This is a genomic window from Streptomyces sp. NPDC001617, from assembly GCF_053596855.1.
In genome coordinates this window covers 1-24,720 of sequence record NZ_JBSFHA010000007.1, presented here as the reverse complement: position 1 = coordinate 24,720, position 24,720 = coordinate 1, and the positions used below count along the sequence as shown (strand labels likewise).

The window sequence follows — 24,720 nt, the reverse complement described above, 5'->3', positions numbered from 1 at the left end:
GGAGGACCCCGCCGATGGCGTCGTCGTCGGAAAGACCCCTCGACCACCGCTACCGCGACGAACACCCGATCCGCACGCTCGGATACCTGTTCCGCGCCGACCGCCGCCACCTGATCGCGGCGGTCGGCGTGTTCACCGTCAAACACAGCCCGGTCTGGCTGCTCCCGCTCATCACCGCGTCCATCATCGACACCGTGGTCCAGCACGGGCCGATCGGCAGGCTCTGGCTCAGCACCGGGATCATCCTGTTCATCCTGCTGGTCAACTACCCGCTGCACGTGCTGTACGTCCGCCTCCTGTACGGCAGCGTCCGCCGTATGGGGACCGCCCTGCGCTCCGGGCTGTGCACCCGTATGCAGCAGCTGTCCATCGGCTACCACTCCCGCGTCAGCGCCGGAGTCCTGCAGGCCAAGGTGGTCCGGGACGTCGAGACGGTCGAGCAGATGGTGCAGCAGACCGCCGAGAGCGGGCTCGGGGCGATCACCGTGCTCGTCGGCGGGCTCGTCATCATCGCCGTCCGCACACCGGAGTTCGTGCCCGTCTTCCTGGTCGTCGTCCCCGCCGCCGCGCTGGTCGTGGCCCGCCTGAGGGCCCGACTGCGCAGCCACAACGAGCACTTCCGCCACGAGGTCGAGACCCTCTCCTCCCGCGTCTCCGAGATGACCCGTCTCATCCCGGTCACCCGCGCGCACGGCCTGGAGGGCAAGGCGCTGCGCCGCATGGACGGCACCCTGCGTCGCCTCCTCACTTCCGGCATGCGCCTCGACCTGGTCAACGGCCGCTTCGGCTCGCTGGCCTGGGTCGTCCTCAACGTGGTCGGCGTGCTCGTCCTGGCCGGCGCCGCCCTGGTCTCGTACTACCGCGTCTGGGGCGTCACCCCGGGCGATGTCGTCATGCTCAGCGCCTTCCTGACCACGCTCACCAACTCCACGACCACACTGGCGAGCCTGGCCCCCGTCATCACCAAGGGCCTCGAATCGGTCCGTTCGGTCGGCGAGGTGCTCCAGGCGCCCGAACTCGAGGACAACGAGGGGAAGGCGGAGGTCACCTCGGTGCGAGGCGCCGTGACGTTCGAGCAGGTCGGCCACGCGTACGACAGCGGCCGACCCGCCGTACGGGACTTCACCCTCGCCGTGACCCCCGGCGAGACCATCGCCCTGGTCGGCGCGTCCGGGGCGGGCAAGTCCACCGTGCTCAACCTCGTCATCGGCTTCATCCGGCCGACCTCCGGCCGGCTGTTGCTCGACGGCACCGACATGAACGCCCTCGACCTGCGCACGTACCGGCGTTTCGTGTCGGTCGTGCCGCAGGAGTCGATCCTCTTCGACGGCACGATCCGGGAGAACGTCGCCTACGGCATGGACGAGGCCGAGGAGGAGACCGTACGGGCGGCGCTGCGCGACGCCAACGCGCTGGAGTTCGTCGACCGGCTGCCGCAGGGTCTCGACACGGTCGTCGGCGAGCGCGGCGCCCGGCTCTCCGGCGGACAGCGCCAGCGCCTCGCCATCGCCCGCGCTCTGATCCGCGACCCCAGGGTGCTGATCCTGGACGAGGCGACGTCCGCCCTGGACACCCGCTCGGAGGCGCTCGTCCAGCAGGCGCTGGCCCGGCTGCTGCGCGGCCGGACCACGTTCGTCGTGGCACACCGGCTGTCCACCGTGCGGGGCGCCGACCGGATCGTGGTCATGGGCGCCGGCCGCATCCTGGAGACCGGGACGCACGAGGAACTCCTGCACCGGGGCGGGGCGTACACGCGACTGCACGCCGGCCAGGTCGCCTGATTCAGGCTGCGCTGCTGCGCGGCACCCGGTGCGGGCAGGTCACGTCGTGGTCGGTGCCCAGGCTCGTCCACCAGCGCTCGCAGCACGCCGCGTCCAGTTCCTCGCGGACGATCTCCTCGGCGGCCGAACGGACGGGACGGCGCGACCGGGGCGCCGCGGCGCGCAGGTCGCGGATGAGCGTCTCCCGTACGACGGCGATGACGGGCACCAGACTCGCGGCGGCGCACAGGAACGCGGCCCACAGCGGGCCGCCGCGGAACTCGAGGACCGTGGTCCAGGCGAGCCCGCCGCTGGTGGCGAGGTAGAGGGCGCAGAGGAGACGGCCGGAGCGGGTCATGACGGTAACCGTTCGTGCGGGGGTCGTTACTCTCTGCTCAACGTCTCGCGGAGCCCGGGGAATCGGGTCGAGCGGTGGTATTGCGTCAATTGTGGTACGGGGTGCGGAAGATGGGGTTGACCCGGGGGTGCCCCGGGAACACGAGGCGAAAACCGAGAGAGGGGCGTTTTCGTGCTCGTTGCGGACCCGAAGGCCGTCAGAACCCTGCTCACCAGATACGCGTCACTGCGCATCGCCCAGGCGGAGGGCGACACGCCCCGGACGGCACGGGAGTTGACGGAGGTCAGCCGCAGGCTGTGCGCCACGATGGGGGCCACGGACGTGCAGGACGCGATCGTGCGAGCGGATGCGTTGTTGCGTGCCTCCCGGCGGATGACGGCCGGGCACCGGTGCGGGGACGACTGCCTGTCACCGGCCGCCTGACGCCGAGGCGCCTCGGGAGCCGCCCGCCGGGGCGGCCGTACGCCCGTGGAACGCGGTCCGGTACGCCCGCGGAGTGGTCCCGACCACCCGGCGGAACCGCTCGCGGAACGCCGTCGGAGAGCCGAACCCCGCCTGCCGGGCGATCCGCTCGATCGGACGGTCGCTGTTCTCCAGCAGATACTGGGCCCGCCGTACCCGCGCCCGCAGCAGCCACTGCAGCGGCGTCGACCCCGTCTGCTCGCGGAACCGTCGGCTGAAGGTCCGCTCGCTCAGCCCCGACCGCGCCGCCATCGCGCCCAGGGTGATCTCGTCGGCCAGGTTGTCCTCGATCCACTCCAGGACCGGTTCGAGAGTCGACCCGCGCGGTACGGGCGGCTGCTCGTGCACGATGAACTGGGCCTGCCCGCCCTCCCGTTCGAGGGGCATGACGCACATCCGGGCCGCGTCGGCGGCCACCGCCGAGCCCAGGTCCCGGCGGATCATGTGCAGGCACATGTCCAGCGCGGCCGCCGCACCGGCCGAGGTCAGGATCTGGCCGTTGTCGACGTACAGCACGTCCGGCTCCACCTCGACGTGCGGAAAGCGGCGTGCCAGATCGCCGGCCGCGACCCAGTGCGTGGTGGCGCGCAGACCGTCCAGCAGACCCGCCTCCGCCAGGACGAACGCGCCCACGCACACGGATGCGATCCGGGTGCCGCCCGCGGCCGCCTCCCGCAGGGCCGCCAGCACGGGCTCCGGCGTCGGGCCCGCCTCCGGGGCGCAGCCCGGCACGATGACGGTGTCGGCGTCCGCCAGGGCCTCGAGGCCCCGGTCGACGCGCAGCGCGAGACCGTCCCCGCGTACCTCCGGCTTCTCGGCGCACACCCGCACGCGGTACGGCCTGCGACCGTCCGGCAGCCGTGCCCAGTCGAACACCTGGAGCGGTGCCGCCAGATCGAACGGCACGACATGTTCCAGCGCGAGGATCGCCACGGAGTGCATGAACGTCACGATAGGCGGATTCCCGCCAACATGATGACCTGGCAAAGCCCCCGGAGGCGCTTCAGAGCAGCTTGGCGAGAACTCGTTGGAAGCTGTCATTTCAGCCTCTGTGCGGTCGCCTCGAAGATCCCTAGCGTGAGCCGGGCACCAGTGATCGAACCCCGGAAGGCGCCTGATGACCAAGGTTCTGCTGACCCTCCACGTCCTGGCCGCGATCGTGGCCGTCGGCCCGGTGACCGTCGCGGCGAGCATGTTCCCGCCGGCGGTGCGCCAGGCCGGTACCGAGGCGTCGGCGCTGAGCACGGTCCGGGTGCTGCACCGCATCTGCCGTGTCTACTCGGGCATCGGGATCGCCGTACCCGCGCTCGGACTCGCCACGGCGGGCGCGATGGGCGTCCTGGCCAGCGGCTGGTTGGTCGCGTCCATCACACTGACCGCGATCGCCGCGGCCATCCTGATCGCCTTCGTCCTGCCCCGCCAGGACGAACTCCTCGGCCAACTGGACGCGCGGCGGTCCGTCGAGCGGTCCGGCACCGTGCAACTCGCCATGTTCACCGGCGTCTTCAACCTGCTGTGGGCCACCGTCACGGTCCTGATGATCGTGCGCCCGGGCTCCACCACGGGTGCCTGAACGACCAACGGCCCGTCGTGCGGACGTCAAGTGCTGCGGGGGAATTCACGCCACGGTGTGCCGTGCCGCTTACACTCGACAACTGTGCCCATACCTATGGGCCGCCATACGAAAGGCGCGTTGACGGGTGTTCCAGGATTCCCCCATCTACGACCGACTTGTCGCCGAGCGCGGCGACATCCCCCTTCAGGCTCGTAGGGAGGCCGAGCGCGTGCGGCGCGAACTGGAGTACGCCATGCGTCCACTGCAGTCCTTCAGCGCCTTCTCCGCTCCCGAGCGCCCCGCCTCCCCGGGTGCCGGATGGCAGCGGACGGCGCTGCCGTCCGGCCCGCTGCCCCTCTGACCGTTCTCAACACACTGTGGCGTTGGAGCCGTTGACGTGCCGCTGCGGCTCGGCACGCGGAAGAGCGAGCCACTCCGCGACGGCCCGGGCGATCGGCTGACCCGTCTCCACCTCGACGAACCCGAACTGCCCGGACTGGTTGCACTCGAGGAACCACCAGGTCCCGTCGGCGTCCTCGGCGAAGTCGAAGGCGCCGTAGGCCAGTTCGGCCCGGCGCAGATACGAGCGGACGGCGTCGGCCATCCGTGGCGGTACGTCGACGGCCCGCCACGGCACGTCCCCCGGGGCGAAGCGCACGTCCACGTCGTCCGGATCGGCGCCCTCGGCGGTCGCCTTGCGGGCGGCCAGCATCCGCTCGCCCACCGCGGTCAGCCGGATATCGGCCCGTTTGGCGACCCGCCGCTGCAGCAGCGTCGGCCCGAACGCCACGGCGGAGAAGTCCGCGTCCGGCGCGACCCTGCTGGTCGGCACCGCACGCGGCGGATCCTGCGGATGCGCTCCCGAGACCGGCTTGACCACCAGGTCCGGGTAACGCTCCGCGAACTCGCGGGCGGCCTGCGGGAACGTCGTGATCAGCGTGGCCGGCACGGGCAGCCCGCAGTCCTGGGCGAGCCGCAGTTGCCAGGGCTTGTGGCGGGCCCGGCGGGCCGCGTCGGGGTGGTTCATCCAGCGGGCGCCGCTGCCCCGGAGCATGCCGTAGAACGCCTGGGCGGACTCCTCGGCCAGCCAGTCGGAGGCATTGGGCGCCCGCGTGCCCGGGGCGCCCGGCCTGCGCACCCATATCGAGCGCAGGCCGGTGATGCTCACCAGACGGCCCGCGGACTGGAGGTGGCCGCGGAAGGCGCCGTGCACGTACTCGCCGGACAGGGCGACACCGCCCGGGAGGTCGGCGGGGTCGAGGCGCACCACCGGGACCCCGGACGCGTTGAGGTGCACGACCACCATGTCTGCGGTCACATCCTCTTCACAGGTCAGGATCAGCACGGTCATGGTCGGCGGTTCCGCGTTCAGTCGTCGAAGTGAGTCTTCGAGCCGGCGGTGGACGTCGTGGTCCCCAGCTCTCTCAGCAGTGCGAGGTCACCGGCGGCGATCCGGCCGTCCATGAGTACGTTCAACTGCTGCCCACAGTCGTAGACGTACGGAGTCGTGGCCTCCAACTCCACCGCCGGACGTGCGTAGTTGAGCGCGAACGGTTGCATGGTCTCTCCCTCGTCAGTGCTGCGCCGTCCACGCGGTCCCCGCCCTGGGGAGCCGCCCGGTGCGCCGACTGCCTTGCCCTTCCAGTCACTTATACGAATCGAACGAGTGATTGGTTTCCTTACTCTGCGTAGTCAAGGGGGATTTGTGACCATAAGCCCCACGAAGTGGAGCGCGCAGAGTGTGCAGCGCGAGCAGAAGGACGCCGATGTCGTCCAGGTAGACGGGGTCGGGAAGCAGGTCGACGGGCAACACGAAGTAGAGGACGGCACCCCAGAAGACCCAGCGCGGTCCGGTCGGCAGCCCGGCCCTGCGCAGATCGCGCCGGGCCCGCACCAGCCGGACGAGTACGGCGACGGCGGCCGCGAGCAGGAGTGCCGCGATGATCGCTGCGACGACGATCACCGTTGTGGTCGTATCCACGGATCTCCCTCCGTACGGCGTGCCGGACGCGCGCCCCTCTTCTCGGATTCCCGCATCGGACGTTCGTACGTACCTCACCTCAGAAGAGAGGCGTGGCTCATGCCCCGGCTCACCCGAGCGGCGCGGCGCGGTGGTGGCCGCTGGTCATGGCTGGGTCCGTGGAGGACGTCACCTGACCGCAGTCCCCGGACGAAGCGGGGCGACCGTCGACAGCGGCTTCGGCGCCCTGCCCCGAGGCCAGCCCTGCTCACGGCCGCCGCCCTCCCGCAGGCCGCACAGGCACCCGCGTCGGGTACACCCCCGCACGACCGCCGGCAGCAGCACGGCGCCGCACGGACTGGCCGCCGACGCTTCCGTCCCAGGGGCTCAGTCGCCGGTGGACTGGGGCCGTTCGGCCGTCCCGTCCCTGTCGGGCTCCTTGGTCGCGCCGTCGGCGGTGGGCGTGGGCCGCAGTGCCTTGGCCGTGTCCTTGAGGCGTTCCAGGGTCCGCGTCAGCTGCTGGAACGGCGACCCGGCGGGCGCGGCGGGCGGCTGCGGTGTCGGCGCCGCGGCTGCCGTACCGGACTCGCGAAAGGCGGCCAGTGCCTCGTGGGCCCGCTCGGCGGCCTCGCGGTACAGGTCCCGGGACTTGGTCATCGCCTCGAGCGCCTCGGCGTACATGGCGACCAGCCCACGCTCGCGGACGAGTTGCTCCTCCAGGGTCATCAGCTGCCACTCGTCCCGCAGCGCGGTGACGGCCTCTTCGGCGCCGTCCGGCAGCGGCAGGGCGAGAGCGGCGTAGCGGGTGAGGGCGTCGACGAGCTCAGTGGGGTGCGAGCCGTCGAGGAAGACGGTACGTACGGCGAAGTCGTCCGGGGCGAAGCCGGCCGGAGCCGGGTCCGGGGGTACGAGGACGGCGCCGCCGCGCGGGACCTGCACGCCGAACTCGCGCAACGCGCGGTTCACGATGCGCAGTTGCTCCGGAGCGGCGCGGTGCTCCAGCATCCGGTGGCGCAGCCCGGGCGGCAGCAGCTCTCCCAGCGGCCGCTGTCCGCGCGCGTCGGGTGTCATCGCCTCGTGCACGACCAGGTCGATGCTCCAGCCGTCGCGCACCGAGCTCCTGAGGAGCCGCCGAATCTCCTTGTCCTCCGTCGGGAGGTGGTTGGCGGCGCGCAGGCGCAGCCCCGTGGCGGGCTCGTGGTCCCAGGCGGTGTCCGGCTCGTCGGGCCAGAACATGGTGGCGGGGGACGGCCACTCCTGGTCCCACGCGCGTTCCGCCTCCGCCGCCAGCACCCACTCCTGCCCGTCCTCGGAGACGGGTTCGAGTGTCAGCCGGGCGCGCACGGTCACCGTCCCGGCGACCCTCCAGCGCGCCTCGAAGATCTTCCGCGAGCCGCTCTCGGCATCCGGGATCTCGAGATGGTCGTCGAGGACCTCGCCGACTGTGAGGCGGTGCAGGGTGCGCCGTACGGCGGCAGCCGCGTCGGACCCGGTGTGCCGGCCGCGGGCCAGCCACAGGGTGGTCGAAGGGGTCGGGCGGACGCTGGGGGAGATGCGCATGGGTCCATCTGGGAGCGGGGGAACGTGCGTGTACCAGTATCGTCGTTGCCCTTTCTCGGAGATCGGGCGGGGTGCGGCACACGGGATGTGCGCGGCGCACTCGGGGCGCGAGCGATCCACTTCAGACCGGGACGGTTCACACATCCCCTTCGGGTACCCGGCCCCGCCACAATGGCGCCCGCGAACAGGGCCCGCCCACCATCCGCTTTGGGGCGGGTCCTGTTCCATCCCCTCCGGGTCATCGCCCTGACACGCCGCCCTGCCCCTCGGCACATGGCCTGTGCGCTCTGCTGCGTGGTGAGGGGCGCGTCCCTTGTCCTGCTCCCCGCCATGGCCGACTCGGCCCGGGCCCCCGCCGCCCGGACCGAAGCGCGGACTGCGGCGCCGTGGCTCCGGCCGCGCTCGGTCTGCTGCTCGCCCGCTCCTCGGCCGTCAGCCGTGGAACGTGATGTACCCGTTGCCGTCGGGGTCGCTGCCGCTCTTGGTGTAGGAGTGCGAGTCGGCGCCGCTGCCGGACGGCTTGTACACGTAGATCGTGTCCTTGTCGTTGTTCCACATGAAGTTGCAGTTGTTGCGGTAGACGACGTTCTTGCTGTCCGAGTCGGTGCCGTGGCCCCCGCGGAGCTTCACGTAGTCGCCGGGCTGCAGGTAGTGGTTCTTGGTGAAGGTGAACTTGTTGCCGGCCTTGTCCTTGACCACGTACCCCTTGAGGTTCACCGTCGTGCCGGACGAGTAGTTCTTGATCGTCAGGTACTCGTCCTTCGTGTTCCCGGTGGTGCAGTTGTTGGAGTCTCTGCCGGGGGCGTCGTACTGGATGCCCTTGATCTTCAGCGCCGACGAGTACTCGGTGGCGTGGGCCGGGACGGCCGCCAGAACGGCGAGCGCGCCCGCGGCGGTGGCGGTCGCGGCGACAAGGCGTATACGCATGGAGATCTGCCCCCCCTGTATGGATGTTTCGTGAAGAATCTGGAGCGTATACAACTGGGCGGATTCGGGAGGCGAGTTCACCGAAATGGTGCCGTCCGGTTGCCCGGCCGTAGTCAGTGCGGATACGCGCGCGGCGGCCGCTGGTGGGCCAGTCCGTCACGGAAGTCCTGGATCGCGGAACTGATCTGGCGCATGAGCGCGGTGTTCTCGATCCGTTCGAGGTAGAGGTTGCGGCGGGCGAGGCCGACGGCGTCCACGCAGAAGTACAGGGACATCAGCGGGTTGATGAACAGTTCGCTGTCCTTGGTCCGTTCCGTGAACCTGACGTCGCCGAAGTCGCCGCGTACGGCCGCCGCGACGGAGCCGTTGACGATGCTCGGGTGGTCGGGTGTGCCGCGGTGCGCGTGAGCCACCGCGTCGAGGTAGAGGGCGCCTTCCCGGCTCTCGCGCGGCAGCGAGAACGTGCCCAGGTAGGCACCCGCGCGGTCGAGCGCGGCCAGGTTCTCCAGCACCAGCGAGTGGCTGACCCCGTGGTGGGCGTCGACCCCGAACCCCAGGCAGGCCACGAGCCGTTGGGGTACCTCGTCGAGCCCGGTCACTGCGGCGAGGCTGGCCATGTCCTCCTCGGGTGTGCCCAGCCCGTGCTCGTCGCCCCGCATGAGGATGTCGGTGCCACCGTCCACCAGCACCACGGCGTCCACCCCGCCCAGATGCTCGACGAGCGCGCGGTACGCCGCACGCAACGGCCGGACCCCCGTCTGCGGAAACGCGTACACCGTGGCCGGCAGCCCCTGCGATTCCAGCCACCGGGCGAGCGTCCGCTCCGGGAAGTAGTCCCCACGCGCCGAGGTGTCCGGCCGGATCGCGGCGACATCCGCCTCCAGCCACACATCCAGGTCCAGCCCGTACAGATCGGCGAAGGAGAGGTTGGCCAGATGCACCTCCTTCCCCGCCGACCGCAGCGCGAGCGCCAGCGGAAGACCCGCGTACACGTCGAATCCACCGCCCGCGCCGGCGACGAGGACGCGCCGTGCGTCGTGCAGGCGGGTGAAGAAAGGGGGCTCTATGAGGGAGAACACCGGGGGACGCTAACAGGCTGAGGGGGTGTCAGGGGTGGGCCTTTTCCTGCTGCTCCTGCTCCACCCCTCGCGCCGCCGCCCACACGTCGGACTCCCACGCCAGCAGACGGACCAGCTCGTCGTCTCCCGGCCGCGAGGGCGGTGCACCCCGGCGGGCGGGGGACGGGGTGGGTGCGCCTCGCGAGATGGTGCCGCTGACGGTGATGTTGTGTTCCACGCGCGGGCGGCGCAGTTCCTCGTGGAGGGCGAGGGCCGAGGCCGTGTCCGGCGCGTCGCGCAGGCACTTCGCGAGGATCACGGCGTCCTCCAGGGCCATCGAGGCGCCCTGGCCGGTCGCCGGGGAGGCCGCGTGGGCCGCGTCGCCGATGAGCAGGATGCGGCCGGAGCGCCATGGTGTGCCGATGGGAATCTCGGTGGCGTTGGTGACGAGGACGTCGTCGGCGGTGGCCGCGACGATGTCCGCGGCAGGGGTGGCGTCCTCGCGCAGCGACGGAAGGAGCAGCTCGCGCCATTCGGCGGGCGTGCCGTGGGCGATCTCCTCGGCGGGGAGCGGCTCGCCCGACACGCGCGCGAACCAGTACGTCTCGCCGCCGGGTGACACGGCGTAGCCGAAGGCGGCGGCGCTGCCGCGGATCATCGTGATGCGCGCCTCGCCGGCAGGCGGGGACGCGGCGTCCGTGTAGCCGTAGAAGACGCGCTGGCCGGCGTAGAGCGGCCCTGCGGCCGGGCCGATCGCCCCGCGGACGCTGGAGTTCAGGCCGTCGGCGCCGATCAGCAGGTCGCCCCTCGCCGTGCTGCCGTCGGCGAAGTGTGCCGTGACGCCGACGGGGTCCTCCTGGACGGTGGTGAGCCGGGCGCCGTGGTGGACGGCGATGCCGCGGCGCACGGCCTCCGACTGCAGTCCGGAGCCCAGGTCGCCGCGGCGCAGGCACCGGTACCGGAGGAGCGGGTCGCCGGCCTCGCCGAGTGGCACCAGCGCCAGCTCGGTGCCCGCACCGTCCAGGACCTGCATCGAGGTCAGTGGAAAGCCGAGCGCGGTGACGGCGGCGGAGGCGTCGAGCTCAGCCACGGCACGCATGCCGTTGCTCGCCAGGGTGAGGAACGCGCCCAGGTCCTCGGCCGCGTCGGGGTGCGCCTCGTACACGTCGACGTCCAGCCCCGCCTTGTGCAGGGCCAGCGCCGTAGCCGCCCCGGCGATCCCCCCGCCGATCACCAGGACCCGCACCACGCCCCACCTCGCCTGTGTCGGTACGGCCCCCGTGGACGTACGCGTACCTGTGAGAACGCCCGACCGGCGGCCGGGGTTCCCATGGGACGAGCTCGGCGCTCGTTCGTAGCTGCCGGTGAGCGTCCGCATGAAAACGCCGGCCGTGCCCCTGTGGCACGGCCGGCGTTCGGTTGTCGGTCTCGTCAGGCGCCGCTCGCCCGGAGCATGTCCTCGCGCTCGACGAGCTTCACGCGCTCGCGGCCCTGTGGCTCGCCCAGCGCCTTCTCGGCGGCGTCCAGCTTGTACCAGCCCTCCCAGGTGGTGAAGCGGACGTTCCGCTCGGCGAGGAACGTGTCCACGGCCTCCGGCTCGGGCGAGGCGGGGCTCTGGAGGCGGTCGTTCGCGTAGTCGTCCAGGAGGTTCGCGACCGTCTCGTTCGCGTCGCCCTTGGTGTGGCCGATGAGGCCGACGGGGCCGCGCCGGATCCAGCCGGTGACGTACGTCGACCGGAGGTGCTCGCCGGACTCCTGGACGACCCGGCCGCCCTTGTCCGGGACGGTGCCCGAGTCGATGTCCCAGGGCAGCTTGGGGAGCTTGTCCGACAGGTAGCCGACCGCGCGGTAGATCGCGGTGACGTCCCAGTCCTTGAACTCGCCGGTGCCCTTGACGTTGCCGGTGCCGTCGAGGGCGGTGCGCTCGGTGCGCAGGCCGACGACCTTGCCGTCCTCGCCGAGGATCTCGGTGGGCGACTCGAAGAAGTGCAGGAACAGCTTGTGCGGGCGGTCTCCGACGTCGCGGATCGCCCAGTTCTCCAGCGTCTTGGCGACCATGTCGGCCTGCTTGTTGCCGCGCCTGGTCTCGATCGAGCCCGCGTCGTAGTCGATGTCCTCGGGGTCGACGATGACCTCGATGTTGGGGGAGTGGTCCAGCTCGCGCAGCTCCATCGGGGAGAACTTCGCCTGCGCCGGGCCGCGTCGGCCGAAGACGTGGATCTCCAGCGCCTTGTTGGCCTTCAGGCCGTCGTAGACGTTCGGCGGGATCTCCGTCGGCAGCAGCTCGTCCGCCGTCTTGGCGAGGACACGGGCCACGTCGAGCGCGACGTTGCCGACGCCCAGCACGGCGACCTTCTCCGCCTCCAGCGGCCAGGTGCGCGGCACGTCCGGGTGGCCGTCGTACCAGGACACGAAGTCGGCGGCGCCGTACGAGCCGTCCAGCTCGATGCCGGGTATGCGCAGCTCGCGGTCGGCCGTCGCGCCCGTCGAGAAGATCACCGCGTCGTAGAAGGCGCGCAGGTCGTCCAGGCTGAGGTCGTTCGGGTAGTCGACGTTGCCGAAGAGACGGATCTGGGGCTTGTCGAGCACCTGGTGCAGGGCCGTGATGATGCCCTTGATGCGGGGGTGGTCGGGGGCGACGCCGTAGCGGATCAGTCCGAACGGCGCGGGCATGCGCTCGAAGAGGTCGATGGACACACCGGGTTCGGCGGCCACGTCGGACTTGAGCAACGCGTCGGCGGCGTAGATCCCGGCGGGGCCGGCTCCGACGATGGCTACCCGCAGGGGGCGGGGCATGATCAGGTTCCCTTCGAGCGGCGATGGATCGACTCGAACGGGAAGCCTAAACTAAGGCAAGCCTAAGTCGGTACGCGGGTCCGGTCTATGAGCTCATAGATCGACTCTATGACCTGGGTTCAAGGCTACGACCTCACGGACGCGGACCCGCGTCAGGGTCAGCTGATGTGGTAACTGTCGCCGTACACCTTCCAGTTGAGCGGCGTGTCGAGGCAGAGGTTGCCGTTGCGCAGGAAGACCCGCTGCTCGGTGTCGACCCGGGTGGTGTCGCTGTGGGCCTCCTCCTGCTTCATCGCCCACACGCGCGCGTCCAGGAAGGCGTTGAGGTACGTCGTCTCGTTGCCGCCCTGCGCCGGCGGCTTCGCCTTGTTGAGGGCCCGCTTGCGTATGTTGCGGAAGCTGGTCGGGTCGTCGCCGTCGCCGTGCATCACGATGGCGTCGTAATACGTGAACTGGCCGAGTGTGCCGAGCCCGTCCGCCTTGCCCTGCTTCACGGCCGGGTTGAAGTACACGCGGTCGCGCTCGTCGTTCTGCGCCTGCTGGAAGGCGGTGTCCTGGGCGGCCTTGCGCCAGTCCTTGGGGAAGTTCGGGTCGAGGCCGTCGTGCGAGTCGGTGCCGTTCACCGCGCGCAGGGCCGGGAGGTACTTGGCCAGAACGTTGCCCGGCTTGCGGTCCGTGTAGAGCTGGACCAGGTCGAGCATGTCACCGGTGCCCGAGCAGAAGCCGATGATGCCGGCGGTGTAGCCGCGCCCGTCGCCGATGTCCTCGATGTACTTGTACTGCGCCTTCCAGTCGAGCGAGGAGTTCTCCGCGCTCGACACCAGCTTCATGGCGATCTCCTTCTTCGCCGCCGTGTCGAGGCCCGTGCAGCTCGAGGCCGCGGCGGAGGCGTGCGCGGGGCGGAGGAGCGGTGCTGTTGCGAGTGATGCCCCGATCAGGGCCAGGAGAGTGCGGCGGGAGGTCAGGACGGGGTGTGCGGGAGGACTGGAAAGGTTCCTCACGGATGCTCCAAGAGGGAGTGGGGGGTGGGGAGTTGGCCGTGCGTCACTCTGATAGGAAGGTTTCCTATCAGAAGTTCGACGTGTCGAACACCCGGTGCGGCAGAAGTTCGTAGGGAACGACGAAAGACGGTCGCTCAGGGCAGCGGCTGCTCGGCCCAGATGACCTTGCCCTCGGGCGTGTAGCGGGTGCCCCAGCGCTCGGCGACCTGCGCCACCAGGAACAGACCCCGGCCGCCCTCGTCCGTCATCGTCGCGTACCGCAGATGCGGCGAGGTGCTGCTGCTGTCGAAGACCTCGCAGATCAGGGTGCGGTCGAACAGCACACGCATGCGGATGGGATCGGCGCCGTAGCGGATCGCGTTGGTGACGAGCTCGCTCAGGATCAGTTCCGTGGTGAACGTCAGCTCGTCCAGGCCCCATTCAGCCAGCTGCCGGCTGACGGAGGCGCGCGCCCGGGCGACGGCCGCCGGGTCGGACGGCACCTGCCACTCGGCCACGCGGTCGGCGTGCAGCGCCCGGGTGCGAGCGACCAGCAGGGCGACGTCGTCGCTGGGTTTCGCCGGGAGCTGCGAGTCGAGCACGGCCCGGCAGGTGTCCTCCGGCGACTCGCCGGCCCGCTCCAGCGCCCCGCGCAGCAGCTCAAGCCCTTCGTCGATGTCCCGGTCCCGGTCCTCGACCAGACCGTCGGTGTACAGGACGAGCCGGCTGCCCTCCTCCAGGTGGAGCTCGGCCGTCTCGAACGGCAGGCCGCCGAGGCCGAGCGGGGGACCTGCGGGCACGTCGGGGAAGGTGACGCTGCCGTCGGGCTTGATGAGGGCCGGCGGCGGATGGCCCGCGCGGGCGACGGTACAGGTCCGGGCGACCGGGTCGTAGATCGCGTAGAGACAGGTGGCGCCGGTGACCGGGACGCTGCCGTCCTCGCCGGCCTCGTCCTGGTCGATACGGCCGACCAACTCGTCCAGGAGGGCCACGAGTTCGTCGGGCGGCAGGTCGAGGGAGGAGAAGTTGTGCACCGCCGTACGCAGCCGGCCCATGGTGGCCGCGGCGTACAGCCCGTGCCCGACGACATCGCCCACCACGAGCGCGACCCGGGCCCCGGACAGCGGCAGCACGTCGAACCAGTCCCCGCCGACCCCGGCCTGCGCGGGCAGATACCGGTACGCGATGTCCAGCGCGGACTGCTCGGGCAGCGTGCGCGGCAGCAGACTGCGCTGCAGGGTGACGGCCATGCTGTGCTCGCGCGTGTAGCGGCGGGCATTGTCGATGGAGACCGCGGCCCGGGCCACCAGCTCCTCGGCGAGGGCCAGTTCGTCCGCGTCGAAGGGGTCGGGCTTCTCGGACCGCCAGAAGCTGACCACGCCCAGCACCAGCGAGCCGGCCCGCAGCGGCACGGTGATGAGCGAGTGGATGCCGTACGCCACCACCTGCGCGGTCCGCTCCAGGTCCTGCGCGTGCCAGCCGGGCGCCAGGTCCAGGTCCGGTTCGAGCACGGCCTGTCCGGAGCGCAGACTGCGGGCCTGCGGCGAGGAGTCGACGAACTTGATCTGCCGGCCCACTGTGTAGAGCGGGGCGTCCGTGCGGATCCCGCTCCACGCGGTACGGCGCAACGGGGACACCGTCCCCGGCTGGCCGCCGCCGAGCACCGCGTCGAACAGGTCCACGGTCGCGAAGTCGGCGAACCGGGGCACGGCGAGCTCCGCCAGCTCCTCGGCGGTGCGGGTGACGTCCAGGCTGGTGCCGATGCCCACTCCGGCGTCGTAGAGCATGTTGAGCCGTTCGCGTGCTTCCTCGGCTCGGCCGGAGAGGGCGCGCAGCTCGGTCGAGTCACGGAGGGTGGCGACGCTGCCCGGCGGGCCGCCCTGGACGTCGGTGGGGCGCTGGTTGACCGCCAGCAGCCGGTCCTTGACCAGGTGCACCTCGTCGGTGGCCTCGCGGCCGGAGGCCAGCAGCTCGCCGGTGTCGGCGGGCAGACCCAGGTCGAGGACGTGCCGGCCCTCCGCGTCCTCGGGCAGGTCGAGCAGACGGTGTGCCTCGTCGTTGGCGAGCAGCAGCCGGCCCTCGCCCGAGGCGATGAGCACGCCTTCGCGCACGGCGTGCAGGACGGCGTCGTGGTGCTCGTACATACGGGTCATCTCGTGCGGGCCGAGGCCGTGCGTCTGGCGCAGCAGACGCCTGCCGACCAGCGCGGTGCCGCCGGTGGCCAGGGCGAGTCCGACGGCCGCGGCCATCAGGACGAGCGGTAGCTGCCGGTTGGCCGCGCCGGTGAGGTTCTTGGTGGTGATGCCCGCCGAGACCAGGCCGACGACCTTGCCGTCCGGCGCCCTGATCGGCACGACCGCCTGCACCAGCCGCCCGATCGTGCCGTTGACCTCCTCGATCACGGTCTGCCCGGCCAGCGCGGGCGCGATGGTGCCGACGAACTTCTTGCCGATCCGGTCCGGCTTGGGGTGGGTGTAGCGGATGCCGTCGGTGTTCATGACGACGATGAAGTCCACGCCGGTCGCCTTGCGGGCCGCCTCCGCCCGCGGCTGCAGGATCGCCGTGGGGTTCTGGCTGCTCAGTGCCTCGCGGGTGCCCGGCGCGTTGGCGAAGGACTCGGCGACCGCGACCGACCGGTTGCGGGCCTCGTGGGTGCTGTCGTGCCGTACCTGGAGGTACAGCGCCACCACGGCGGCGACCACCAGCAGGAGCACGATCACCACCTGCAGGACGAACACCTGCCTGGCGATGCTGCGTCCGGCGAGTGCGGAGCGCAGTCCCGAGGTCCGCCCCTGCTCCGGAGGGCCCGTGTCCGCGTCGCGTGCCTGCGGCCACGCCGTGCGCCGTCTGTGCACGTGACGGGCACCGTCGGGCGCGCGCCGGGCACGGAGACCGCCGGGACGGCGGGTGGACCGGGTCCCGGAACGGTCCGGAAGTCGGACCATGTGCCCATGTCTACACTGCCGAGCCGCAGGAGGCGAGAGGCGTCACAGAGGGTGACGGGACGTGCCGTGGCCGCGGTACGAGGTGACGCGTCACCCGGGGGTTCACGGCAGCGCGGCCGTCACCTCATGCTCCGTCAACTGGTCGACGGCCCAAGGGGGGTGTCGCCTCACCGCCCGTTGTTCTGTGCGACACGCCGTGTCGCCAGCAGCAGGGCGATGTCGTCCGGCCGGTCGGCCGTGTGCCGGGCCGTCGCGGTGAGTCGGTCGGCGATGCCCGCGAGCGGCCGGCGGCCGGGACGGGCGGCCGGGGAGCCCGCCTTCGCGAGGGCCACCCGCAGGGCCGTGATGCCCTCGTCGATGTCCACGCCGGGCCGCTCCACGAGTCCGTCCGTGTACAGAGCCAGCACGGCGCCCGGCTCGATCAGCAGCTCCGTGACCGGGTAGCGCGCCTGCGGATCGACCCCGAGGACCACTCCGCCGGGCAGGTCCACGAGCTCCGTGTGACCGTCCGGGCGGCGCAGCAGCGGCGGCGGATGTCCCGCGTTGGCGGCCCGCGCCAGACCCGAGGCCGGATCCAGCCGGATGTAGCAGCAGCTCGCGAACTGGCCGGGATCGAGGTCGATGAGCAGATGGTTGGTGCCGCTCAGCACCTCGTCGGGCGAGCGGTCGCCGAGCGCGAACGCCCTTACCGCGCTCCGCAGTTGCCCCATCGTGGCCGCCGCCTGCACTCCGTGTCCCTGCACGTCGCCGATCACCAGCGCCAGACCGTCCCCGGCCTCCACGACGTCGTACCAGTCGCCGCCGACCTCCATGCCCTGGGTGCCGGGCAGATAGCGTCCGGCCGTCTCCACCTGCGGATGGACGGACAGCCGCCGGGGGAGAAGGGCCTGCTGCAGGCCCCGGGCGAGGGCGGCCTCGTTCTCGTAGCGCTGTGCCTTCTCTATGGCGTGGGCGATGAGTCCGGCGAGCGCGGTGAGCACGGCCCGTTCCTCGCTGCTGAAGGTGCGGGGCCGGTCGAAGCCCAGGATGCAGGAGCCGACCGGGCGCCCCGAGGCGATCAGCGGCAGGAAGGCGCGGGCGCCCTGCGCGGCGTCCAGCGCGATGCCCGGATAGGCGGCCGTCAGCTGCTGCATCGAGTCGAAGAACAGCGGCCGTCCGCTGGTGAGCGTCTCCACGCCCGGGAGATGGGCGTCCAGGCCGACCCCCTCGAAGGGGGCCAGGAACCCCTTGGGGAAGCCGGATTCCCAGGAGAGGTACAGATGCCGGTCCTGCAGCAGGTAGATGGCGAGACGCCCGCCGCCGAAGGCGGGCAGCAGCTCCCGCATCACCACGGCCGCGACCTGGCGTGCCGTGACCGCCTCCGTCAGGGCGATGGCGAGGACGATGGGCCGGTACAGCGGCGCCATGGACGCGGCCCCGGCCGGGACCGCGGCGACCTGCTCGTCGGCCTCGAGCGGCGGGGCGAGGTCGGCGGCGGCCGCGACCCGGTTCGCCGGCCGGAAGGTACAGGTCAGCACATCAGGCCCCGGATAGACACACACATCCAGCCAGGCGCTCTCGTACGGCGGCTCGTCCGCCTCCCCGGCCGGCAACCCCACGTGGAAGCGCACCGGGTCGGGTGAGAGCAGGGCGCTGCGCAGATGGTCCTCGCAGGTCGGCTGGTTCAGCCAGGGCACGCCCTCCCACAGCGCGCGGCCGAGCAGCTCGGCCCGGGAGCGGTGCAGCAGCTGTCTGGCGCGCGGGTTCGCGTAGAGGATCATGCCCAGCCGGTCCAGGCAGAGCACGCCCTCGGGCAGTAGATCGGCCGCCGCGTCGGCCGCCGCGCCGGGCCCCGGATCGACGACGAATCCCCTGACGGGATGTGTGCCCGAGGGAGTGCCGGGTGGGGCGGGGGAGGCGTACGGGCTCCACAGCTCCACCAGCCGCAGCGCGTCGTCCTCGGCCCGCACATACAGCGGCAGGGGCGGCGGTCTGCCCGCGGCCGTCTCCCGCAGCGCGGCCAGCACCCGCTGCGGGTCGGCCGGGGACACGGCCTCGGCGAGCTCCCGCACCCCGGAGCCCAGCCCCGCGGCCGGCATGCCGAGCAGGACGGGCAGCCGCTCGTCCGCGGTCACCACGTCCGTCACCGGATCCCAGGCGAAGCCACCGGCCCGCCCGGCCGGCGGGCGCGTACCGGGCGGCCGTACGCACACGGGCTCGCCGTCCCACGCGACCGACGGCCCGGCGCGGCCGTCCTCCAGCCGCAGCAGGGCCGCGCCCAGGTCCTCGGCCAACCGCACCATGCGATCGCGGCACTGCATCAGCTCGGCGGCGTCCGCGGCGGAGGGACGCAGCACGGTCAGCACCCCGAAGGTCGTCGTGCCGCCCACCACCGGCACGTACAGCGATCCGAACTGGAACGGCAGCCCGGCCGCGAACTGGGGATAGCGGCGCATCGTCTCGGTGGCGTTCGGCAGCACCACCTGGACGCCCAGCCGATAGGCGTCGGCCACCGGGAACGGCCGGTCCACATGCATCCGCCACCAGGCCTTGAACAGCGGGCCGGGCAGCCCTGCGAGCACCGCGAGCCGCAGCAGTCCGGGCGTGCCGGAGCGCAGATAGACCCCTCCCGCGTGGCCCCTCGCCGCGCCGATCGCCTCTGTCGAGGCGTCGATCAGCAGCGTGGCCAGCTGCCCGGGCGTCCGGTGTGTGTCCTCCACGCTCCCAGTCATCGGCCTTACCTCGTCCGTGCCCGCCCAGCGGGTGACACAGCAAGAATGCGCCACCAGGGGCCTCCGGCGCACCCGGGAGGACGGTGCGGATCTCGGGAACCGCGGGAAGGACGGCTCGGCCGGCGCCCTGCGGGTGAGCCGCCGCGCTCTCGGGTCGGGCGTGCCGACCGGCCACGGGTGATCGAGTACGGCGGTGATCCCGGCTCCGCGAGTCGGCGCCGTCGGCGCCCTCGCCGTTCCAACCCCTCGCCCCCGGCGACGACTTGACCAACCCCTTGCCGCACGTTGGTCACTTGATCGTCGCCCACCCCTGACGCCCCCCATCGCCTCGAGCGGAGAGTGATCCGTGGCCCGTGCGCTGTCGGCACATCGAACACGTCGTCATGCTGATGCAGGAGAACCAGTCGTTCGACCACTGCTTCGGCGCCCTCTCGGGTGTCCGAGGCTTCGGTGACCCGCACGCGCTGCGGCTCGACGACGGGCGGTCCGTCTTCCACCAGCCGGACGCCGTGAACCCGTCCACCAGCCACGCCTGGTCCGTGCGGCACCGGACCTGGAACGGCGGCAAGACGGACCAGTGGCTGCCCGCCGACCGCAAGGCCGACCGGCGTCAACGGCCCGTACGTGAGGGGCTATTGCACGCGCCAGAACAGCCCAAGATCGAGGCGAGCGCGTCCACCCTGCCAAGCACGCCCGACGAGTACGTCCAGGGACTCCCCAACGGCGGTGACATCCGGGTGTCCGCCATCATCGTCTAGCCCTGGACGGTGGGCGTCTGGGTCGCCTCCGAGGCTTTTGAACACGGCGGAGCAGCCGGAGAAGGCGAAGGAAGAGGTGGCAACGTTGCCCAAGCCCCAGCCCACCCCGCCGGCTTGTGGGAGCGCTCCCAAGTCGGCAGGATGCTGCGGTGACCTCGACTCCCGCCATCCGCCCCTACCGCCCCGAGGACCGCGAGGCCCTCGACGACATCTGCGTCCGCACCGCGCACAACGGCGAGGACAGCCGACCGGTCTACGCGGACCCCTCGATCTTCCCGGCGACCTTCGCGGCCCCCTACGTCCATCTGGAACCGGAGCTGGCGTTCGTCCTCGACGACGGCCTCGGTCATGCGGTCGGGTACATCCTCGGCACTGCCGACACCCCGCGTTTCGTCGCGGAGTTCCGCACCAAGTGGCTGCCCCTGGTCGCCGACCGCCACCCGGAGCCCGCCGGGCCGCCACGGACTCCGGACGAGGCGATGATCCCCCTGCTGCACCATCCCGAGCGGATGCTCGTCCCCGAGGTCGCCGCCTACCCCGCCCACCTGCACATCGACCTGCTCCCCGACTGGCAGGGCCACGGCCACGGCCGTGCTCTGATGCGCGCCTTCCTGCAAGCCCTCCACGACCGGGGCGTTCCGGCGGTCCACCTCTCCATGGTCACCGCCAACACGCCGGCCAGGGCCTTCTACGACCGTCTCGGCTTCCATGAGATCGAGGTGCCGGACCCGGGACCGGTCACCTATCTCGGGCGTACGACAGGGGACTCGGAGGCGTTGTGAGCTGCCCCGGCCTCAGATCCAGGTGTCCAGCCACATCCGGGCGTGCCAGTCCGAGTACGGGATCACCTGGCCCGTGTACAGGGGGAAGAAGTAGATGAAGTTCCAGGCGATGAGCAGCACCAGCGCCCCCGCGGCCACCGCGCCCCGCACCCGGCGCGCCTCGCTCGCCCCCGGCGGTCCGAGCAGAGCGCCGAGCAGCATCGCGACGGCCAGGCACAGGTAGGGGACGAACGCGACGGCGTAGAAGGAGAAGATCGTCCGGTCCTGGTAGTTGAACCACGGGAGATAGCCGGCCGCCACCGCGCACAGCACCGCCCCCGCCCGCCAGTCGCGGCGCAGCGCCCACCGGAAGAGCAGATAGACGAGGGCGGCGCACGCCGTCCACCACAGCAGCGGAGTGCCCAGCGCGAGGATCTCCTGCGAGCACGGGGTGGCGCTGTGACAGCCCTGCCGGCCTGGTTTGGGGGACTGGTAGTAGAACGACACGGGTCGGCCGAGGACCAGCCAGCTCCATGGATTGGACTGGTAGCGGTGCGGGGTGTGCAGACCCACGTTGAACTGGTAGACGGCGTGCTCGTAGTGCCACAGGCCGCGCAGCGGGGCCGGAATCCACGCCCAGGTGCCGCCGCGGCCGTCCGCCCAGTGACGGGCGTACCCCTTGTCGGACAGGAACCATCCCGTCCACGTCGCCAGATACGTCAGCAGGGCGACCGGCACCAGGGACAGCACCGACCAGCCCAGGTCCCTGCGCAGCACCGCCCGGTACGGGAACCACGCCCCGGCCACCCGACGAGAGCCCACGTCCCACAGGACGGTCAGGGCGGTGAAGAAGACCAGGAAGTACAGGCCGTTCCACTTGCTCGCCGCGGCCAGGCCCAGGCAGACGCCGGCCGCGATCCGCCAGGGGCGCGGACCCATGCCCGTACGGGTGCCGGCGTCGTGGTCGGGCCGGGCGAAGCCGTCTGCGTCGACGGGGAGGGCGGCCGCGAGGCGGGCCCGTGCCCGGTCGCGGTCGACGAGGAGACAGCCGAACGCCGCCAGGGTGAAGAACATGACGACCAGGTCGAGCAGGGCGGTGCGGCTCATCACATAGTGCAGACCGTCGACGGCCAGCAGCGTCCCGGCCAGACAGCCGAGCGCCGTCGAGCGGAAGAGCCGGCGCCCTATTCGGCACAGCATCAGAACCGACAGCGTGCCGAGCGTCGCCGTCATGAACCGCCAGCCGAACGGGTCGAGGCCGAACATCGCCTCCCCGACGGCGATCACCCACTTGCCCATCGGCGGATGCGCGACGAAGGCGCCGGGGTCGGAGAGCGAGATCACCTGGGGGTGGGCGAGGATCTGCGGGTCGGCGATCTTGCGGTCCGGCCAGGTGCCCTCGTAGCCGAGCCGCAGCATCGACCAGGCGTCCTTGGCGTAGTACGTCTCGTCGAAGACGACCGCCCGCGGACTGCCCAGCCGCCAGAACCGCAGCGCCCCGGCGAACACGGCGACGAGGATCGGCCCCAGCCAGCCCATCGCCCCGGCCACCCGGTCCGCCGGCCAAGGCCCTCTGCCCATCAACGCCAGCAGGCGGGGCGCCGGTTGCGGGAAGGGCGGGACCAGACGCTCGCGGGTGTCGGTACGCGGACGCGCGACATGACCGAAGCGCTGCAGCCGGCCGGCCCAGGAGGAGGGGTCGGGCACCGCGGTCGACCGCGCGTCCTCGTCGACGCCGTGCCGGGTGGAGGTGTTACTCGTCACCGGCTCATCGTAGGGAACGCCCGTACGAGCCGCGGCGATCTTTCGAGACGGACCTGTCGAGCACCTTCTGGTTCAGCGGGCGCGTGATCTCACGCCCCACCCTGATCGTCGTCAGCGGCCGGCCCGGAACGGGACGAGATCAAGGAGGGCATGGTCCACGCGACCCCGGAATGCGTGCCGGGCCCTCAGGACGAGCTGAGTCTGCGCACCCTGCCCACCGTTCACGGCGAGGGCCGTGGTGATCTCGACGCCCTTGGCCCGTTCGTGGTGAAGTGCGGTACGTCGCCCCGCCCGAGCTCTTCTCGACGGCTTCCGCCGTCCAGACCTCGGCGATGGCGAACGTGACAGGGAGTTCACAGGCCGAGCCCGCAGCCCCGATCGTCCCGCCCCTCTCGGCGACCTGGGTGCCGCCCCCGGACGGGTCTGCCGCCGCCGCGGCGCTCGCCGGCGTCGTCTCCTCCGACGCCTCCGCGCAGCCCGTCAGCACCCCCCAGCAAAGCCGCGTGCTACCAGCCCCGTCGTGTGTTCCTCGCTCGGACCGGCATCTCCGGGTCTCCCGTCGATCAGGCCGGACACGGTATCCGAGTGCGACGGCCGCGCCGGTGGCGCATGATGAGCGGATGACTTCGGCGGCCTTCGACCACTACTGTCGCGCAATCGTCACCCAGGCCGACCTGCTCATCCGCCGGACCAAGGGCGCGGACACGTCCACGCCGGTGCCCACCTGCCCGGGCTGGGACCTCGGCCGACTGCTGCGGCACGTGGGCGGGGACCACCGGTGGGCGGAGGAGATCGTACGGACACGAGCCACCGAACCCACTTCCGACGACTCGGTCGACGACCCGGACTTCTACGCCCAGTTGGACGGCGACGCGCTCGGCCCCTGGCTCGGTGAGGGCGCCACGGCCCTCGCCGCCGCCCTGCGCGAGGCCGGGCCCGATCTGCGGGTGTGGACGCCCAGCGACGCCGAGTCGATCGAACAGACCACGCTGTTCTGGGCCCGGAGGATGACGCACGAGACGGTCGTCCACCGCGCCGACGCGGTACTGGCGACCGGCGGGCGGTTCACGCTCGACGACACCCTCGCGGTCGACGCGGTCGAGGAGTGGCTGGAATTCGCGACGGTCCCCGAGGCGTACGAGCCCGGGCCGGACGCATCCGGCCTGCTCGGCCCCGGTCGCACACTCCGGTTCGACTCGGCCGGGGCCGGGCGGTGGTTCGTCGATCTCCGCGGCGAACGGCCCGTCTGGCGCACCGGAGGTGAGGAGGAGGCCGCCGTGACCGTGTGCGGACCGGTGACGGACCTCCTCCTCTTCCTCTACCGCCGCCCGACAACCGCCGTGGTGACCCGGGGCGACACGGCCCTGCTCGACCTGTGGCTGACCCGCACCGGCTTCTGGCTGGAGGCCTAGCGGCGCGGGCTTCGCCCTCGTGACCGGGACAGGCGGCCCCGCCCCTGGACGAGCCTCTGGACGCGATGCCGTTGCTTTACTGGATGGGGGGAAAGCCTGTTATGTGGATTACCTGTAGAGTCCGAATTATCGTGAGAATGCACTTTTTCTGACGGCTCGACCCGAGTTCATGGGCCAGACCCCAGGAACCGGGCAACGCGGCGCCGGGCGCGATGTTGATGACGCCGACCTTGTCGTCGGCCGAGCCGCCCGTCGCCCAGGCGTCCAGCTCGGTGCGGTTCCAGGTCCGCGTGATGATCACGTCGATCTTGTACTGGGCCAGCAGCCCGGCCTCCGGGGTGAACTTCATCGTGTTCACGTAGTAGGCGTACAGGCTCTCCAGCTGGGCGAGGATGTCGTCGGGGTCGAACCGGTAGTCCGCCGGCGCGGACTTCGGGTCCGTGCCCGACTTCTCGCCCCACAGAAGGATGAAGTTCGCGGATTCCCTGGTGCGGTTCTGGGCCCAGGGAACCTCGCCGGTCGCGGCCCAACTGGGCGGAATGTAGACGCTCTTGGCCGCTGCCGCGGTCGGCGCGACAGAGGGTGCCGCCGGGTGTGCGGGGGCGACGCCGAGTGCCGCGGCCAGCGCCCAGAGGGCGAGCACGACGGCTGTCCGACGTGCGCATCTCAGCAGTAAGGATGCGGTGACCTGCAGGTGGGGGCCTCCGTTCGACGAAGGATTCGACTCCGGGTCCCTGACGGAGCTGCGCCATGGTGGCATGGGAGCGCTCCCATTTCCAGACAACAACCGTCCCGTTCGGCACTGTTGACACCACGGGTCAGTTCTCTAGTGTGCTGCGCCAGAAATCCTGAGGGTTAGTAAGTACCCTGTTGTCATGTCGCATTCGGGACCGTCTGCTGTGGCGATCACGTTGTCCGAGGCTGAGCGTGTCGAGTTGGTGCGCCGGACGGAA

The 24,720-nt window shown here is 71.4% G+C and carries 23 protein-coding genes and 1 pseudogene; 8 read left to right on the top strand and 16 right to left on the bottom strand.

Annotated features, from left to right (window positions below):
• Window positions 1-14: 14 nt before the first annotated feature.
• On the top strand, window positions 15-1,781 hold the full coding sequence (locus ACWC09_RS07870) for an ABC transporter ATP-binding protein (protein WP_450849619.1): 1,767 nt from the start codon (window positions 15-17) through the stop codon (window positions 1,779-1,781).
• 1 nt (window position 1,782) lies between these two features.
• On the opposite strand, the gene ACWC09_RS07865 is transcribed toward ACWC09_RS07870, so the two are convergent.
• Complete coding sequence (locus ACWC09_RS07865; RefSeq protein ID WP_450849617.1) at window positions 1,783-2,118, bottom strand: hypothetical protein; 336 nt, start codon at window positions 2,116-2,118, stop codon at window positions 1,783-1,785.
• A gap of 171 nt (window positions 2,119-2,289) precedes the next feature.
• Here ACWC09_RS07865 and ACWC09_RS07860 point away from each other — a divergent pair, with 171 nt between their 5' ends.
• A complete protein-coding gene (locus ACWC09_RS07860; RefSeq protein WP_450849615.1) occupies window positions 2,290-2,541 on the top strand; it encodes a DUF5133 domain-containing protein in 252 nt (83 codons plus the stop codon).
• Here the strand turns inward: ACWC09_RS07860 and ACWC09_RS07855 are convergent.
• Window positions 2,527-3,522, bottom strand: a complete 996-nt coding sequence (locus ACWC09_RS07855; protein WP_450849613.1) for a GlxA family transcriptional regulator — start codon at window positions 3,520-3,522, stop codon at window positions 2,527-2,529. The genes ACWC09_RS07860 and ACWC09_RS07855 overlap by 15 nt on opposite strands.
• Before the next feature lie 175 nt (window positions 3,523-3,697).
• On the opposite strand from ACWC09_RS07855, the gene ACWC09_RS07850 reads away from it, so the two are divergent.
• Both ACWC09_RS07850 and ACWC09_RS07845 read left to right on the top strand, forming a co-directional pair.
• Complete coding sequence (locus ACWC09_RS07850; protein WP_450849611.1) at window positions 3,698-4,153, top strand: hypothetical protein; 456 nt, start codon at window positions 3,698-3,700, stop codon at window positions 4,151-4,153.
• A gap of 127 nt (window positions 4,154-4,280) precedes the next feature.
• The gene (locus ACWC09_RS07845) at window positions 4,281-4,496 is read left to right on the top strand and encodes a hypothetical protein (protein ID WP_450849609.1); all 216 of its coding nucleotides are present in this window, start codon (window positions 4,281-4,283) and stop codon (window positions 4,494-4,496) included.
• Between the two features lie 6 nt (window positions 4,497-4,502).
• Here ACWC09_RS07845 and tgmB read toward each other — a convergent pair whose 3' ends face one another.
• The 11 genes from tgmB to ACWC09_RS07790 all read right to left on the bottom strand — a co-directional run bounded on the left by tgmB (window position 4,503) and on the right by ACWC09_RS07790 (window position 19,072).
• On the bottom strand, window positions 4,503-5,486 hold the full coding sequence (gene tgmB / locus ACWC09_RS07840; RefSeq protein WP_450849607.1) for an ATP-grasp ribosomal peptide maturase: 984 nt from the start codon (window positions 5,484-5,486) through the stop codon (window positions 4,503-4,505).
• Between the two features lie 17 nt (window positions 5,487-5,503).
• A complete protein-coding gene (tgmA, locus tag ACWC09_RS07835; RefSeq protein ID WP_450849605.1) occupies window positions 5,504-5,695 on the bottom strand; it encodes a putative ATP-grasp-modified RiPP in 192 nt (63 codons plus the stop codon).
• A gap of 85 nt (window positions 5,696-5,780) precedes the next feature.
• On the bottom strand, window positions 5,781-6,116 hold the full coding sequence (locus tag ACWC09_RS07830) for a YkvA family protein (protein WP_450849603.1): 336 nt from the start codon (window positions 6,114-6,116) through the stop codon (window positions 5,781-5,783).
• 366 nt (window positions 6,117-6,482) lie between these two features.
• Window positions 6,483-7,655: a hypothetical protein gene (locus tag ACWC09_RS07825; protein ID WP_450849601.1), complete on the bottom strand. Its 1,173-nt coding sequence runs from the start codon at window positions 7,653-7,655 to the stop codon at window positions 6,483-6,485.
• Window positions 7,656-8,087: 432 nt separating this feature from the next.
• Window positions 8,088-8,582: a lamin tail domain-containing protein gene (locus tag ACWC09_RS07820; protein ID WP_450849599.1), complete on the bottom strand. Its 495-nt coding sequence runs from the start codon at window positions 8,580-8,582 to the stop codon at window positions 8,088-8,090.
• Between the two features lie 113 nt (window positions 8,583-8,695).
• A complete protein-coding gene (locus tag ACWC09_RS07815) occupies window positions 8,696-9,661 on the bottom strand; it encodes a DUF1152 domain-containing protein (RefSeq protein ID WP_450849597.1) in 966 nt (321 codons plus the stop codon).
• 28 nt (window positions 9,662-9,689) lie between these two features.
• Window positions 9,690-10,889 carry an FAD-dependent oxidoreductase gene (locus ACWC09_RS07810; protein ID WP_450849595.1) on the bottom strand — a complete coding sequence of 400 codons (1,200 nt, stop codon included), beginning with the start codon at window positions 10,887-10,889 and terminating at the stop codon, window positions 9,690-9,692.
• 182 nt (window positions 10,890-11,071) lie between these two features.
• The gene (locus ACWC09_RS07805) at window positions 11,072-12,436 is read right to left on the bottom strand and encodes an FAD-dependent oxidoreductase (protein WP_450849593.1); all 1,365 of its coding nucleotides are present in this window, start codon (window positions 12,434-12,436) and stop codon (window positions 11,072-11,074) included.
• A 158-nt stretch (window positions 12,437-12,594) separates the two neighbouring features.
• Complete coding sequence (locus ACWC09_RS07800) at window positions 12,595-13,437, bottom strand: chitosanase (protein WP_450849591.1); 843 nt, start codon at window positions 13,435-13,437, stop codon at window positions 12,595-12,597.
• 134 nt (window positions 13,438-13,571) lie between these two features.
• A complete protein-coding gene (locus tag ACWC09_RS07795; RefSeq protein WP_450849589.1) occupies window positions 13,572-16,361 on the bottom strand; it encodes a SpoIIE family protein phosphatase in 2,790 nt (929 codons plus the stop codon).
• A 167-nt stretch (window positions 16,362-16,528) separates the two neighbouring features.
• Window positions 16,529-19,072, bottom strand: coding sequence for a SpoIIE family protein phosphatase (locus ACWC09_RS07790; RefSeq protein ID WP_450849587.1), 2,544 nt, complete (start codon window positions 19,070-19,072; stop codon window positions 16,529-16,531).
• A 317-nt stretch (window positions 19,073-19,389) separates the two neighbouring features.
• Here ACWC09_RS07790 and ACWC09_RS07785 point away from each other — a divergent pair.
• The 3 genes and pseudogenes from ACWC09_RS07785 to ACWC09_RS07775 all read left to right on the top strand — a co-directional run.
• Window positions 19,390-19,729 (top strand): annotated as a pseudogene (locus ACWC09_RS07785) (alkaline phosphatase family protein); the annotation flags it as partial.
• On the top strand, window positions 19,708-19,830 hold the full coding sequence (locus tag ACWC09_RS07780; protein WP_450849585.1) for a hypothetical protein: 123 nt from the start codon (window positions 19,708-19,710) through the stop codon (window positions 19,828-19,830). The pseudogene ACWC09_RS07785 and the gene ACWC09_RS07780, both read left to right, overlap by 22 nt.
• Before the next feature lie 149 nt (window positions 19,831-19,979).
• Window positions 19,980-20,612: a GNAT family N-acetyltransferase gene (locus ACWC09_RS07775; protein WP_450849583.1), complete on the top strand. Its 633-nt coding sequence runs from the start codon at window positions 19,980-19,982 to the stop codon at window positions 20,610-20,612.
• Between the two features lie 12 nt (window positions 20,613-20,624).
• Here ACWC09_RS07775 and ACWC09_RS07770 read toward each other — a convergent pair whose 3' ends face one another.
• Both ACWC09_RS07770 and ACWC09_RS07765 read right to left on the bottom strand, forming a co-directional pair.
• A complete protein-coding gene (locus tag ACWC09_RS07770) occupies window positions 20,625-22,355 on the bottom strand; it encodes a dolichyl-phosphate-mannose--protein mannosyltransferase (RefSeq protein WP_450849582.1) in 1,731 nt (576 codons plus the stop codon).
• Between the two features lie 139 nt (window positions 22,356-22,494).
• Window positions 22,495-22,842, bottom strand: coding sequence for a lipoprotein (locus tag ACWC09_RS07765; protein ID WP_450849580.1), 348 nt, complete (start codon window positions 22,840-22,842; stop codon window positions 22,495-22,497).
• 133 nt (window positions 22,843-22,975) lie between these two features.
• Here ACWC09_RS07765 and ACWC09_RS07760 point away from each other — a divergent pair, with 133 nt between their 5' ends.
• Complete coding sequence (locus tag ACWC09_RS07760) at window positions 22,976-23,767, top strand: maleylpyruvate isomerase family mycothiol-dependent enzyme (protein WP_450849578.1); 792 nt, start codon at window positions 22,976-22,978, stop codon at window positions 23,765-23,767.
• Between the two features lie 76 nt (window positions 23,768-23,843).
• On the opposite strand, the gene ACWC09_RS07755 is transcribed toward ACWC09_RS07760, so the two are convergent.
• The gene (locus ACWC09_RS07755) at window positions 23,844-24,410 is read right to left on the bottom strand and encodes a DUF6055 domain-containing protein (RefSeq protein ID WP_450849576.1); all 567 of its coding nucleotides are present in this window, start codon (window positions 24,408-24,410) and stop codon (window positions 23,844-23,846) included.
• Window positions 24,411-24,720: the final 310 nt, after the last annotated feature.

Excerpts from the sequence above, each read along its gene's own strand:
- tgmB (WP_450849607.1), bottom strand. The coding sequence starts at position 5,486 with ATGACCGTGCTGATCCTGACCTGTGAAGAGGATGTGACCGCAGACATG.
- ACWC09_RS07795 (WP_450849589.1), bottom strand. The coding sequence starts at position 16,361 with ATGGTCCGACTTCCGGACCGTTCCGGGACCCGGTCCACCCGCCGTCCC.
- tgmA (WP_450849605.1), bottom strand. The coding sequence starts at position 5,695 with ATGCAACCGTTCGCGCTCAACTACGCACGTCCGGCGGTGGAGTTGGAG.
- ACWC09_RS07820 (WP_450849599.1), bottom strand. The coding sequence starts at position 8,582 with ATGCGTATACGCCTTGTCGCCGCGACCGCCACCGCCGCGGGCGCGCTC.
- ACWC09_RS07790 (WP_450849587.1), bottom strand. The coding sequence starts at position 19,072 with ATGACTGGGAGCGTGGAGGACACACACCGGACGCCCGGGCAGCTGGCC.
- ACWC09_RS07855 (WP_450849613.1), bottom strand. The coding sequence starts at position 3,522 with ATGCACTCCGTGGCGATCCTCGCGCTGGAACATGTCGTGCCGTTCGAT.
- ACWC09_RS07865 (WP_450849617.1), bottom strand. The coding sequence starts at position 2,118 with ATGACCCGCTCCGGCCGTCTCCTCTGCGCCCTCTACCTCGCCACCAGC.
- ACWC09_RS07760 (WP_450849578.1), top strand. The coding sequence starts at position 22,976 with ATGACTTCGGCGGCCTTCGACCACTACTGTCGCGCAATCGTCACCCAG.
- ACWC09_RS07805 (WP_450849593.1), bottom strand. The coding sequence starts at position 12,436 with ATGCCCCGCCCCCTGCGGGTAGCCATCGTCGGAGCCGGCCCCGCCGGG.
- ACWC09_RS07825 (WP_450849601.1), bottom strand. The coding sequence starts at position 7,655 with ATGCGCATCTCCCCCAGCGTCCGCCCGACCCCTTCGACCACCCTGTGG.
- ACWC09_RS07850 (WP_450849611.1), top strand. The coding sequence starts at position 3,698 with ATGACCAAGGTTCTGCTGACCCTCCACGTCCTGGCCGCGATCGTGGCC.
- ACWC09_RS07870 (WP_450849619.1), top strand. The coding sequence starts at position 15 with ATGGCGTCGTCGTCGGAAAGACCCCTCGACCACCGCTACCGCGACGAA.